Origin of the sequence: Bacillus sp. 37MA, from assembly GCF_000372765.1 — a bacterium.
Lineage (GTDB): Bacteria > Bacillota > Bacilli > Bacillales > Domibacillaceae > Domibacillus > Domibacillus aminovorans.
In genome coordinates, this window is sequence record NZ_KB889754.1 from 18,487 (window position 1) to 32,845 (window position 14,359).

Sequence of the window (14,359 nt, forward strand, 5' to 3'; positions counted from 1 at the left end):
TGATCAACATTAAAGACCTTGCAAAACGTGCACAAGAAGTAGATGCACTTGGCGTAGATTACATCTGTGTACATACAGGTTACGATCTTCAAGCTGCAGGTGAAACACCATTTGAACAACTTAACACAATCAAAAGTGTCGTGAAAAATGCGAAAACAGCAGTAGCAGGCGGTATTAAATTGGAAACGCTTCCGGGTGTTATTGCAGCACAACCGGATCTTGTTATCGTAGGCGGCGGCATCACAGGCGCAGACGACAAAAAAGCAGTTGCGGCAGAAATGCAACAACTAATCAAAGCAACGGTTTAATCCTATGCAAACGACGGAATATACTCAAATCGTTTTGCAGGAGCTTCAAAAGACAGCGGGCCTTATTAGTGATGAGAGTGCGGAACAGCTGGTCAATGGCATTTTAAACTCTAAAAAAGTGTTCGTCGCAGGAGCCGGCCGTTCAGGCTTCATGGCGAGATGCTTTGTTATGCGTATGATGCACATGGGTCTTGATCCGTATATCGTTGGAGAAACAGTGACACCGAATTTAGAGGAAGGTGATATTTTTATCATCGGCTCTGGATCTGGTGAAACGAAAAGCCTTGTAGCGATGGCGGAAAAAGCAAAAAGCATTGGCGCGACAGTTGCTGCCGTGACAATTTTCCCGAACTCAACAATTGGCAACTTAGCTGATATCGTGATTGAAATCCCTGGTCAGGCGAAATCTGGTGCAGATACAGGAAACAAAACGATTCAGCCAATGGGCTCATTGTTTGAGCAAAGCCTCTTGTTATTTTATGATTCCATCATTCTTCGTTTCATGGAGAAAAAAGGAATGGATTCAGACAAAATGTACGGACGTCACGCGAATCTAGAGTAGTATGAAAGAAAGTTATTAATGTACCAACATCCTTTTGAGTAATGTGTAAAAGTTGAATATATAGTCAAACACACATTATATGAGGTAATATCAGTCACTCATTTTGAAAGTATTCTTTTTATTATCAAGACAAAACTTATCAATATCTTAGATCAAGGAGAAATGGTATGTCGGAGGTTATTCGGAAGTCTGTTGCGTTACTCACTACCATTGTACCAACTGAGGATAAAGAGGAGTGGAGTGCGACTGAAGTAAGCCGCCATCTTGATATCCCTATTCAAACGGTGCATAGACTGCTTTCAAGTCTTGCTGAATACGGTTTTGTATTTAAGAATAATGAAACCAAAAAGTTTCGCTTAGGTTTAACTTTGATGCAATTAGGTCTCTCGATACGGGATAATTTATCAGTTCGAAATAGTGCACTTCCGATTATGGAAAAGCTGGTGAAGAAAACTGGAGAATCCGTGTACTTAACTGTTCCTGAAGGTACTGAAGGAGTGCTTGTTGACTGTCTTAATAAGGATTTGCTTTCAAAAGAGACTGATGTGATTGGGATGAGAACCCCATTGTGTGTTGGTGCATCTAATAAAGCTATTTTGTCTCATTTAAGTAGAGATACAAAACAGCATATTATACAAACACTTATCGAGCAGGGCGAAATAAGTGATGTGAGTAAATTGGAAAACGAATTAAAACTTATTGCGAAGTGGAAGATTGCCAGCTCCGTTGGAGAAACGATCAAAGGGACTGGCAGTATAGCCGCCCCTATTTTTTCATGGGAAGGTAAAGTAGTTGCTTCCATTAGTATCGTTTGTTCGGAAACAAATTTCACAGATCATCAAGCTAAATATATGATGAGTGAAGTGAAGAAAGCTGCAGGGGTCATATCTGAAGAATTAGGATGGTTAAAATCCAGTTGAATTTTAATCACTAGACTTTTATAGAAAGTTTCAAAGAATAGGTATCCTTATTTTTCTTGATAAGAAATAGCATGTTTTCAGAAACATAGTACGACTCATAGAAAGTAAATAAAAAACTTAAACAAATAGGAGTGTCAAACATGACTAAAGTATTGAGCCAAACACCAGGAATTCAAATCTTTAAAGCAGCAGATTTAGACAAAACGTTTCCAAAGCTAGATGTAGGTACAATCCTTGGTCAACCAGGAGTAAACAGCAAAATCGTTGACGTACCGGTAACAGAAACGTCAAACCCGCTTACAATTGGCTTCTTCTCAATGTCACCAGGGGAATCATTTGATTTCTTGTATGACGTTGTAGAATATAAAGTTGTCACAAAAGGTAAATTTGTTATCCGTGACAAAGAAGGCAACAGATATGAAGCAGAAGCAGGAGATGTGATCCTCTTCTCACCAGATTTCCCAGTTGTTTTTGATGGTGAAAGTGATGGAGAAGCAATCTACTCGAAACATGCTGCTGCTCTTCCAGCATTTATGAAATAAATAAAATATAAAGAGCTATTTTAGGCAGTTTGTGTCCGATATTCATATGGGCTCAGGCTGCCTAATTTTTTTAGAAACGAATGTAACATTTTATATAGTCCCAGTCATCTTTAAATTATACGACGGAATGTGTATTAAAGTCTTTCATACTATTCACATTCTTTTTTTCGTTATATAAATAAATGCCATTGTGTTTTGTTATTGCTGCCTCTTCACAATTGCTTCTCTGTCGTTATATTATGTTTATTTATCTATTTTGTACTACCTGCTCCGGGATATCTGAGTTACTATACATAGTAAGCTAATAGGATATTGAGGCATCTCTTAAGCCACAAATCAAAAAGCTTCTGTGTAAGGACAGCACTTTATCTCCATGATTTGTGTTGAATGAGAGCGCTATCATAAAATAAAAGAATGAAGGCAGAGGGGGATTTCAATGAAAAGGAGCTTTAGCTTGATTTTCGCAATGACTCTTATTTCATCGTTTGTCTTGATAGGTTGTAGCAATTCTAGTGGCTCTATAGTACCTACTAGAGCTATCGGAACAATTAAGTTTGCTGATGCGGGCTGGGATAGTATTAGTGTACACAACGAGATCGCAAGAATTATTATTGAAGACGGATATGGTTATAAAACAGAATTAATCCCGGGATCTGAAACAGCTTCACTTTACGCGATAAGTACAGGAAGCATGGATGTTTTTATGGAGGTATGGGCGGGAAGCTACCCGGTAGAATATAAATCGGCCATTGAAAAAGGTGATATTATAGAAGCATCTGTAAACTCAGAAAGTACGCGGCAAGGCCTTTATGTTCCAACCTATGTTATTGAAGGGGATCTAGAGCGTGGTATTGAACCGATGGCTCCTGATTTGAAATCGATTCATGATTTACCTAAATATTGGGAAATTTTCGAAGATCCTGATGATCCAAATAAAGGACGTATTTACGGGGCGAATCCAGCATGGAATGCTAATAAAGTTTTTCGAGCAAAAATGAAAAACTATGGGTTATACAAAACATTCAATTATTCTGAAGCAGTTACTCATACAGCATTAAATAAATCATTTATTAATGCATATGAGAAGGGTGAGCCATGGGTAGGCTACATATGGACACCGACATGGACTGCCGGATTGTATGATATTACCGAACTGAAAGATGCGCCATACAATGAAAAAGATTGGTTAAATGGGTACCGTACGGAGTTCCCTTCACAAAGATTAACGATTGCCGTTCACAGTAAGCTACGAGAACAAGTACCAGAAGTTTTTGCGTTTCTAAGCAACTACTCTATAAGCAGTGCCATTACGACTGACTTTTTAGCTTACATGAAGAAACATGATACAACTACACATGAGGCGGCTGTATGGTTCTTAAAAGAATATGAAGAGGTATGGACAACGTGGGTTCCTAGTAATGTAAGTGAAAAAGTGAAAGCGAAGCTTCAATGAAACATTATTAGGGGAAGTCCTATTTTATCGTTTAGAAGGTTATAAATGTAAAGATTAACTTGGAAGGAGGCAAATAAAATGAACCAACAATTTCCTGTTTTAGATTCCCGCCAAAAAGAGCTGCTAAGAACACTGCTAATAGCGAACAAACCTGTTTCTTATAAAGAGCTATCTGAAATGTTTAAATTAAGTACAAGAACGATTCAAAGGGAAATAAAAGCGCTCAAATCTATCTTAGATGCCTATGAATTAAAAATAGGGAAACACATTAGAGATGGTTTTGAATTGAAAGGAACAGAGGAAGGGAAGAAAAAGTTAAAAGAACATATAGAGCAGGCCAAAACGTTATCCGCTTACTCTCCAGAAGAACGGCAGGATGGCATTACTTATGATTTATTGCTTTCTAAAGAGCCGATTAAGCAATTTGTGTTTAGTAAAAAGTACGGGATTACGGAAGGGACCGTTAGCTCTGATTTGGACAAGGTGAGTATTTGGCTTGAAAAGGGAGGGATTACACTCATTCGAACACCGGGAATTGGCGTATATATCGATGGGCAGGAAAAGCAGCGGAGAACGATGTTATCCAGGTTGCTTCACAAAGATATAATGTTTGAGGAATGGCTTGAACTTTTCCATAAAAAGACGGAAACGGAAGAAGGAGAAGTACAAAATCAGTTAGGCATGATGATTCGAAATCGTTTACTAAAGTTTGTTCAAATTCACAACATCTTGGATGTTGAACGTGTTGTACACCAAGTCTTAAAAGAGCAAATAGATATCGAATTAACGGACCGGAACTATGTAAATCTAATTGTTCATCTAATGCTTGCAGTCGAGAGAATAAAAAGTGGAGAGGTTATTCAAACATCGAATGTATCGAATTTATCTCAAGACTATGAATTTGATCGTTTAATCTATTCACTTGCAGAAAAAATTGTCGAACGACTTGAAACCGTTCTTTCTATTTCGATACCTAAAATTGAAGTGAATTATATTGCTTTACATCTATCAGGGGCTCGCCTTTCTAACGGAAAGGAAATGATGAACTATGAAAGAGAAGAATTTACTTGGATTGAATTGACACAAAGCTTTATTCGTGCAGTGGAATACTATTTAGACGAATCGTTTGAGGGTGATGAACTCCTTTTTGAAGGGTTAGTTTCCCACTTTGCTCCTGCTTTTACCCGTTTAAAATATGGACTTCAAATACATAACCCGATGCTTGAGAAAATTAAAGAAAGATATCCAGAAATTTTTTCTGCTTGTAAGAAAGCATGTGAGTTTTTAGCAAATAAAACAGGCAGCCAAATTCCAAACGATGAGGTCGGTTATTTGGCGATGCATGTTGGAGCTGCGCTTATTCGAAAGAAAGATACTTTGAAGAGCGAGTATAAAGCCATTGTTGTATGTTCTAGTGGACTTGGAACATCAACATACCTTGCTTCAAGACTACGTACTGAAATGCCGAATCTTAAAGTAGAAGCAGTTGTCTCGATGAATGAGCTTGAAGGAGGTCTGCAGGAAAAGATGGAAGTTGATATTTTGATATCGACGATAAGTCTTCCTTTTGTGAAAAATAAAAATGTCGTCATTGTAAGCCCTTTTCTCAAACAAGAGGATCTATCAAGAATTCAAAATGCCCTTTTCAAAGTGAATAAATCACAACCAATTCAAAAGACAGTACAAGATATTAATGGAAAATCACCTTCCGTCATGTCCCTTGCAAAATATGGAGAAGGGATGATCCAAATTTTGCGCAATCTAAAAGTTTATAATGATGTTTATATACGACCACCTGTTACTATTCCGAGCATTCTTAATCAGGTCAAAGATGTTAAAGAAATAAGTGATTTTGGGAAATTTTCTAAAGATCTTGAAAAACGTGAGCAGCAAGGCGGGTTTGTAATAGGTCATTTAGCGATGATTCACGCTAAGTCAGAAGGAGTAAATAACTTACTTGTTATCGTTTTTCGGATGAAAGAACCTATTTTGTGGCCTTTTGCTGAAGAAGAAGAACAGTCTATTAATACGGTACTCTTATTGGCGACACCTAAGGAGGCTCCAAAAGAGCATATAGAAATGATAAGTGAAATTAGTTCCATGTTAATAGAGGAATCGTTTGTTAACGTATTAATAGAATCTACGGCGGATTCCGTGAAAAGTTCGTTGGAGGTTGTATTATCGAAGGCATACGAAAGGAAAGCAGCGCGTTCCTTAAAGGAGATTCAAGGTAAATGAAGAAACTAGGCCAATTGTTGAGTGCCATCGTTTATCAGAATATTGCTGTCATTATAGTCGCAGGAATCATTCAAGGAATATTTGGGGTTTATGGATGGTGGTATAATGATAGAATTTTGCTCTTATTGAATCCTATTAATAACATTCTTTTGCCTATTTTATTAGGCTATACAGGTGGTCGATTAATAGGAGGGCAAAGAGGAGCTGTTATAGCATCTATTGTGACATATGGATTAATACTATCAAGCTCTGCGCCTGCCATCTTAGGTGCAATGATTATCGGACCATTGACAGGTTGGGTGGTAAAAAAGCTTGATCATGTTGTAAAAAAGAAACTACCTGGTGCCGGTTATGAATTACTCATTGGTAATGTCTTAGCTGCGATGATTGCTACTGTACTCACGATTATATGTTTTTTTTATGTTGGACAAACATTTTCTACTGTCGTGGAGTGGTTAACAAAGCTATTGGAAACTATTATTTACTCCGGTTGGCTTCCACTAACGGCAACAATTATTGAACCAGCAAAGGTCTTGTTTTTAAATAATATTATCAATTTCGGTGTATTAGGATCACTTGGGATTCAACAAGCAGAAGAGCTTGGTAAATCTATATTTTTCTTGTTAGGGGCAAATCCAGGTCCTGGGCTAGGTGTTCTTCTTGCCTGTTGGTTAAAAATGAAAGCTGAACAAAGAAAGGGAGCAAAATTAGCTGTTTTTATCCACTTTTTTGGTGGGATACAGGAAGTTTATTTCCCTTATGTTCTAATGAATCCTCTCCTTATTCTCCCACTTATATTAGGTAGTATGGTTGGGGTATTTACATTTCAAATGTTTGAGGTCGGTCTTGTAGCCATTCCATCGCCGGGCAGTATCTTCTTGTTTATAGCTCTGGCACCAAAAGAGGATATGCTATTCATCATTTTGGGTATATTATTTTCAGCTATAGCCACCTTTTTTTGCAGTATGCTTCTTTTAAAACGAGTACCAGATTCTCCTCCTTTACAGGAAAACGGTGAAGATATAAAAATTTATGGTGTAGAGAAGAGTGAAAAACCAGTCAAAAAAGAAGAGACGGACAAAGTTATTCTTCCGCCTTTGAATAAGGAAAGAGAAGAGACAGAAAATATTTCAGCATTTGCCAATATAGATAAGATTGAAAAAATCTTTTTTATTTGCGAAGCAGGAATGGGTTCAAGTGCAATGGGAGCTGCAATGTTAAAAAAGAAGCTCAAACAAGCAAATCTGACTATAGAAGTCGGAAATGCATCTATTAGTGAAATTCCTGAGTATGCAGACCTCATTATTTGTCATCAGAAGTTCCTTTCCGTTGTTCAAAAAACGGTACCAAATAAAGCCTGCTATCCTCTTAGATCTTTCACAGATATGAAAGGTTATGATGAACTGGTGGAGCGCATAAACCATTTTGTATGATATCCGTTTTCCAGAATGACGTTAAGTTCAGACATAAGTTGTTTGGCATATCATCATGCAAGTTAGCAAGTAATACAGGTGCTGTTTACTTATCAAAATCTTTTATCTTCGTGTTAGAACCAATTTTGTCGCATTCGATATGCGACAAAACTTAAGGAACTAGAGCGAGTAAATGTCATTTAAGAATGCTAGAATCAAATTAGAAAAAGAATTCAATGTTAAAACTAATATTTATATTAGTGGTATTACCTCGCTTTTCTTTATGGCCATTAAGCAAGAGAGGTAGAAAATTAGGGTTGAATACGTGGTAGAAAACTAATACTAATTATTGGAGTGGAAAAAATGAGCAGAGCAGAAACAAAAGATAATTATACGTACTTAAGTCAAAAACCAGGTTTGCAGTTAATTAAAGTTGGAAGCTATGACATGAAAGAATTAAATACAATATTAGGTATCCCAGAAGTGAAAAGTCAAATCCTTGATGTTCCAGTTACTGCAAACGATAATGCAGCAACATTAGGATTATACGCAATGCAAGAAGCTACAAAAGGTTTCGATTTTAAATATGATTTCTTAGAAATTAAAACGGTTGTTACTGGGAAATTTGTTTTAAGCGATGACCAAGGAAACAGTTTTACAGCAGAAGCAGGCGATGTTGTGATCATCAACCCTGGTACAACGGTTACTTTCCATGGTGAGAGCGATGGTACAGCGATTTATGTAGCACATAGATTGCCAGAACCTACATTTGCATAAGCGATAATTTAACTAGACTTAAAAGTCAAATTATAGACGTTCCCGTTTGCACAAATGAAAGCGCTGTGCAAACGGGTTACTTCTCTCTTTAAAAGTCGGAAAACTTTGAATAGGATTATAATTCAATGGAAATAAAGGTTGTTTTATAAAAGAAATCATTCACTTAATCATCAAACCTCAAAAAGAAAGCGCTTCATATATATGGTAAAACAAACTTAATCCGGCAAATAATAAATATATAATCTCAAGTTAAATACATGAAGCCAAATTTCCTTCCCAATCTAAAATAGAAAGATTTCATTTATGTGTTCTTATATTGTATGAAATGAAAAGGGGTTGTTAAACAATGCATACGGTCAATACCATGAGCTATCAAGATTTTGATTTTGAGGTGAATGGTCAAAAAGCGTTATTAGAAGATATTTTTCCAGGTTTCAACGAATACGACCGCATTGGGGTCGTTGTAAGAGAAGCGGGCGGCGGGATAGGCGCAAGTGCTTTGCTGATGTCAGCGCTTACACGGTTTTATGATTTTTTCCGCCCGAATCTTGGTGTCGAGCCTGGACAGCAGTTTATTTATCCGGAATTCTTTATCTTCCATGTCGGAAAAAAACATATGTCTCATTATTGGATGGACATTTGGCCTCCGCATAAAGAAGTATTGATAGAGGAGGACGATCCTGAACAAATTTTGGAAGCGATTAATGACCGCGGTATTACCCGGCTGCTCGTTGAAGACATTGATCCTTCACATCCGATTTATTTAAGAGAAACATTAAACAGTGCAAAACACCGCATTGTCAGCGCATTGGTTTATTCTCCAACTGGGCGTGTTGACAACAGTGATGTGAAGATTACGAGTTGTGAAGCAGCTGAAAAAAATGTTGTTGGCTCTATCCGGATTTCAGAAGAGCTTTCGAAAGAAGCACTGGATCAGTTGGAGGAAAGACGCGAATCGCTTAAAGTAAACGGGCGTGTTACTGAAACATACCGCCGTATTGACGTCGCAGAGGCTTTGCATATGCTGACGGAGAACACGGAACCGGGCGCAACGACACGCAGTTATTTTGCCTTGCTCGAGATGGAAGAAGAGATGGAAGTGTGATCGTACCGTCAAATAACGAAGAGGATAAATCTATCAATATATCTTTATCCTCTATTTTTATCTGATAATTCTGAATAATTAAATAATTACCAGATAAAAAGTGATTTTAGCATTGCTACTATCAACGATGTGATTACAGCAATTAAATACAAGGTGAATATATAAACTTAAGCCAAATAAAAGGAGACACTTTTATTGCTTAAGATACGACAAGGAGATGAATAACATGGCTGGAGTTCCAACTAATTTGGGTAATCAAGAAGGTCTTAGTGAAAAAGAATTAATGAAAGATGATTATTCATTAAGCAAAGTACCTCCTGAAAAAAGAACGATGGGCTTATTAAGCGTTGCAAACATCGCTTTAGGTATTTCTACAGCCATCTTCTTTTTTCAAATGGGAAGCGTCATGGCCATTCAATTTGGCGCGATGAATGCGTTAGTCTCAGGAATATATGCAGCAATTGTTGCTGGAATAATAAGTACCATTATTATTTATTTAGCCGCAAAAACTGGAATGAATGTAAACTTATTATCCAGGGGCGGAGGATTTGGCTTTATCGGCGCTTCGTTAACCTCACTCATCTATGCTTCAAACTTCATAATGTACTGTGCATTTGAAGGGATTCTCATGGTGTATGCCGTGAATGAATTTTTACCGTTTATTCCAATGTGGGTGTTAATTGTTTTCTTTGGATCTGTTGTGATTCCTTTAAACTGGTTTGGGATTAAGCAACTGGACAAAATACAAAAATGGACATTGCCGATCTTTATCGTTATGTTGGCGATCGCTTTGATTGTATCATTCAATAAAACCCCAGCCTACGCAGGGAATTTTTTAAGCTTTATGCCAGAAGGTGTTCAATTTGGCGGGACGGCTCTGCTTCTTTGCATAGGCATGCAAAATGGATTATTAGGTTTGATGGCGTTGCTTGCATCAGATTATGCAAGATTTCTTAAAAAAGATGATGTTAAAGTAGGGAAGTATATCATCGGGTTTTTCCCGCAAATCCTTTGCTTTTTCATCATGGGTCTTATTGGTATATGGTTTGGCGTTCGTATGGCCGAAGGAAATCCAGGGGTTTATATGGTTCAACTTCTAGGTATCGGAGGCGTTTTCTTTACAATTTTGACGCAGGTTCGAATTAATATTACAAACTTATATAGCGGTTCATTGTCTTTATCAAACTTTTTTGAGAACGTTTTTAAATTTAAACCAGGCAGACCGTTTTGGGTTGTCGTATCAGGCGTAGTATCTATCGCATTAATGCTCGGTGGAATCTTAGATCATTTAAGTGGTGTACTGATTGCACAAGGGATCTTTCTTATGGCATGGGCTGCCATCTTAATCAGTGATGCATTCGTTGTTAAAAAACTATTAAAGATTGGGCCTACTTATTATGAGTACCGACAATCGAATTTGTACGGATGGAATCCGGTTGGTGTTGTCGCTTTCATCGTAGCCAGTGTACTAGGTTCCATTGCAGGATTCGGATATATGGGTCCATTCTTAGAAAATACATCTGCATTCTTCTCCTTTATCATCGCGTTTGTGGTCACGATTATTATGGCCGTTGCGACAAAAGGAAAATATTATGTGAAAGAAGAAGCCACAGATGTTCCAGCTGAGGAATATATTGCATAAGTAAATGATATCAGTAGATTAGGACAAAAGCCGTCTCAAAGAGGGATCTCTTGAGGCGGCTTTTGTCATTTTGTATTGGTTATATGTAATTCCCTAAGATATCCTCTTTCCAATCGTGAATCGCATGTTGTTCCCGCTCATAAATTTTCTGCATATAGATCATCGTCGTCTCAATTTTTTCATGACCTAAACTTCTCATAATTTTGTAAATATCTACTCCCGACTTGTGGGATATAATCGCAAAGCTATGTCTAAAGACGTGAGCAGTGATTCGGTTGACTCGGCTATCTAAAAAGGGCAGATGGGTGCGTTCAATAGCTTTTCCTAAATATTGTGCCAAATAAGACGGTGAAAAAGCCTTTCCTGTACTTGTAGGAAATAGTGGCCTATGGTCTTCTTCCGAAAATCGTGTCGTCAATAATCGAGCAGCCCGGTAGCGATGAATACTATCTACTACTTTTAATTTAAGAGGAATGGAACGATTCTTATTTCCCTTTCCCGATACGGACAAGTAATATCCTCCGAATAAGCTATCATATTTAACATCAGATACTTTCAATCTACAAAGTTCCTCATTTCGCAATCCGGTCGCTACTAGTGTATGCAACAGACCAAAAATGACTGGATGATTTTCTTTCCTAAAAAAATCTAATAGCTGAATGATTTCACTAGGTCCCAAATCGCGGTTTGGCCGGTCATCCTTTCGCACGGTCGCACTCAGCAGTCCTTCATGTAGTGGTTCCTGTATATAACCTGACTGATAAAGAAAGAGGAAAAAACTTTTCCAGATGACTGTTTTACGTGCAATCGTAGCCGCTGAATAGGCACCTTTCTTTTGAACATGTGGGCTATCTTCTACTACCCATTTTTGATATCGGCGCAGATGACGTTTCTTCATACTTTTAAACAAAGAATTATTCACGATGTTTTCGAGATCCAAATTCATTTCGTTTGCGAATTTAATCAACTGGCTAATCATTATCGCTAATTCCCGTTCATACTCTCGAATCGTCCGATCACTTCGATTTTTATTTTCATCGATATTTGTCTGCCTATATAAAAAGTAATACAGCATTTCCCGGTCATCGAAATCTTCAAATGGAGGTCGTTCATTTTTTTCAGCCTGTTCTTTTATAGCTAAAAGACTTTCATATGTTTTTTTTCGATTAACTGAAAAAAGATCAAATGATTGATTTGCAACTGTCAATTGATTTATCAACGCATTCATTCCTTTATTAATTAATAATGAGTATATTTAGTTTCTTATAAATAAAATAAATATTAAAAAAATATAGAAATCATTTTATATTGTATTATATCATTATTTAAATTTTTTATATTAAAGAGATCTATATTTATCGTAACCATAAAAAAATAGTTTCTTTGTTTAGTTACCTATTACCTTTATTTTTAAAAATAAATAAAAGTAATCTACTTTTTTATTTTCAGTATTATATAATTGTTTTATTATTTATAATTTAATTGATACTTAAATATTATTCACTATAGAATAAGAAAATAAAATAAAAAAAAGATAAAATTTAATAAAGGAATAAATGATTTGAAGGAGTGATTAAATGTGGAAGATAGAAATGATTATTACACGACTAAAGAGGTAGCCGCATTACTTAACAAATCAGTGCCGACGATTTATAAATATGTAAGGGAAGGGAAACTAACGCCGTTGCCCGATCATAAGTGGCGAATGCAAAGTACTCGCTTATTTCCGAAAGACCAGGTAGAAGAACTGAAAGAAAAACAGGAAAAAAAGCTTGGCTTGACGACATCAGAAGCTGCGGACTATTTAGGTATTACCCGATCAACACTTTTTCGATTTATAAAAGAAGAAAAGATCCCCTCTATAAAAGGGACTTTGCGCGGCCGTGAAGTTTCTTATATTAATGAAGAAGATTTACAGCGGTATGCGAAGGAGAACTTCGATTATTTGGAACAAGAACGGATTAAAAAGCGGACTTTCTACGATAAGAAACAAAACATCGCTTTTTATCAACGGTTTTCATCTTCTAAGATTGAGGAAGCTCGTTTAATTTGGGATGAAAAAGGAGAATGGCAATTCCTTCTGCTTCCTTCAAGGAAAGTAGTGTCTTATAATGAAGGGATTTACAAATATGACCTTTGTCCATTTTATAGCCTGACCTATGGAAAAAATCTTACCTCACCAGGTTTCGCTAAAGTAACATTGCCTTTAAATCATCCGTTAACAATGCAATTTATAGATCTTGTTTATCAACAGTGTGATCTATCTAATGTCTATATTGATTTCAATGAAGCTTTTCCTCATGAAATGTCCGAAATGAGTCTCTTACTTAAAAATACTATTTTTGATAATACGAATGAGACAATCAGTCAATATGTAAAGATGCATCTAGTAGAAGGTTCCCTACAGATTAATAGTGAAAGTATGCGTATCGAATCCGATGAAGTAATTTTTACACTGCATATGTCAAAAATGTTGAAGGATCAAATTAAAAGATCTGCGGAAGAACAAAGAATTAGTATGCAGGAGATAGCAAATCAAATATTGATGGAGCACTTTGATCTACTAAAACGACGTGAAAACTAAAATATCGGTCTTGGAAATAAAACTGAAGTAATTTCAAGATCATACTAACGTAATGAATCCTTATCTTTTATATTGGTGAATAATTAAAGACTCTGAAAAATAGTTATATAATAGAAGAAACACGTCAAAAAAGAGCATTTGCTAAATAAGCAGATGCTCTATCAATAGAAACAAGGGAGTTTTTATAGATTTCCCTTTACTTCAGGTTTATACACGTATCTCTTCAAAAATCATTGTATATAAGAGATATAATGTCCATATTCATTGATAATAGTGCGATAGATTAGTTATTAATTTCATAATAATGAAATGATAAGTGACTTATATAGTAAATAATTTTAAAATTTTATTGACTTTATAGTTCATTAAATGATAAAATATTTTTTGTCGCTTGTTTCAATGTTTTTGAGCGAAATTTACTTTCAAAGTGAATAAAGATTATTGGCAAATAATAGTTTCGTCAAATATTTATTGACTTTATATCTTTAAAGATGTTATATTAATCATCCGCTACTACAATATAGCGGCTTTAAGTATAATAGATAAGAATCTTTAACGAATAAATATTTTCTAAGAATAGTAATTTTGAAAAATGCTATTGACTTATGAATCGTTAAATGATATGATTAGTTAGCTGTCGTTGATAACGGCGATTGAAATTGATCTTTGAAAACTGAACAAAATAAACGCCAACGTTAATTTTTAACATGTTTTATTTATGAGCAAGTCAAACACTTTTTGGAGAGTTTGATCCTGGCTCAGGACGAACGCTGGCGGCGTGCCTAATACATGCAAGTCGAGCGGATCTAAAGGAGC

The 14,359-nt window shown here is 36.2% G+C and carries 12 protein-coding genes; 11 read left to right on the forward strand and 1 reads right to left on the reverse strand.

The window, feature by feature from the left end:
* The 10 genes from A3M5_RS23470 to A3M5_RS0121315 form a co-directional block, all read left to right on the forward strand.
* The coding region (locus A3M5_RS23470) for an orotidine 5'-phosphate decarboxylase / HUMPS family protein (RefSeq protein WP_034299872.1) at window positions 1-308 on the forward strand (308 nt) is incomplete at its 5' end.
* 4 nt (window positions 309-312) lie between these two features.
* A complete protein-coding gene (gene hxlB, locus A3M5_RS0121275) occupies window positions 313-870 on the forward strand; it encodes a 6-phospho-3-hexuloisomerase (protein ID WP_018395776.1) in 558 nt (185 codons plus the stop codon).
* A gap of 167 nt (window positions 871-1,037) precedes the next feature.
* Window positions 1,038-1,790, forward strand: a complete 753-nt coding sequence (locus A3M5_RS0121280; protein WP_018395777.1) for an IclR family transcriptional regulator — start codon at window positions 1,038-1,040, stop codon at window positions 1,788-1,790.
* A 140-nt stretch (window positions 1,791-1,930) separates the two neighbouring features.
* Window positions 1,931-2,332, forward strand: coding sequence for a cupin domain-containing protein (locus A3M5_RS0121285; RefSeq protein ID WP_018395778.1), 402 nt, complete (start codon window positions 1,931-1,933; stop codon window positions 2,330-2,332).
* Between the two features lie 436 nt (window positions 2,333-2,768).
* Complete coding sequence (locus A3M5_RS0121290) at window positions 2,769-3,785, forward strand: glycine betaine ABC transporter substrate-binding protein (protein WP_018395779.1); 1,017 nt, start codon at window positions 2,769-2,771, stop codon at window positions 3,783-3,785.
* 78 nt (window positions 3,786-3,863) lie between these two features.
* Window positions 3,864-6,023 (forward strand): BglG family transcription antiterminator, encoded by a 2,160-nt coding sequence (locus A3M5_RS0121295; RefSeq protein WP_018395780.1) that lies wholly within the window; start codon window positions 3,864-3,866, stop codon window positions 6,021-6,023.
* The gene (locus tag A3M5_RS0121300) at window positions 6,020-7,456 is read left to right on the forward strand and encodes a PTS transporter subunit EIIC (RefSeq protein WP_018395781.1); all 1,437 of its coding nucleotides are present in this window, start codon (window positions 6,020-6,022) and stop codon (window positions 7,454-7,456) included. Before A3M5_RS0121295 ends, A3M5_RS0121300 begins: the two co-directional genes overlap by 4 nt.
* A gap of 327 nt (window positions 7,457-7,783) precedes the next feature.
* Window positions 7,784-8,212, forward strand: a complete 429-nt coding sequence (locus A3M5_RS0121305) for a EutQ-related cupin domain-containing protein (RefSeq protein ID WP_269765898.1) — start codon at window positions 7,784-7,786, stop codon at window positions 8,210-8,212.
* A gap of 346 nt (window positions 8,213-8,558) precedes the next feature.
* On the forward strand, window positions 8,559-9,317 hold the full coding sequence (locus tag A3M5_RS0121310; protein WP_018395783.1) for a hypothetical protein: 759 nt from the start codon (window positions 8,559-8,561) through the stop codon (window positions 9,315-9,317).
* 226 nt (window positions 9,318-9,543) lie between these two features.
* A complete protein-coding gene (locus A3M5_RS0121315) occupies window positions 9,544-10,959 on the forward strand; it encodes a purine-cytosine permease family protein (protein ID WP_018395784.1) in 1,416 nt (471 codons plus the stop codon).
* A 79-nt stretch (window positions 10,960-11,038) separates the two neighbouring features.
* Here A3M5_RS0121315 and A3M5_RS0121320 read toward each other — a convergent pair whose 3' ends face one another.
* Window positions 11,039-12,178, reverse strand: a complete 1,140-nt coding sequence (locus A3M5_RS0121320) for a tyrosine-type recombinase/integrase (protein WP_018395785.1) — start codon at window positions 12,176-12,178, stop codon at window positions 11,039-11,041.
* A gap of 360 nt (window positions 12,179-12,538) precedes the next feature.
* Between A3M5_RS0121320 and A3M5_RS0121325 the strand changes: the two genes are divergently transcribed.
* Entirely contained in the window at window positions 12,539-13,543 is a 1,005-nt protein-coding gene (locus tag A3M5_RS0121325; RefSeq protein ID WP_018395786.1) for a helix-turn-helix domain-containing protein, read from the forward strand.
* The last annotated feature ends 816 nt before the right edge of the window (window positions 13,544-14,359 follow it).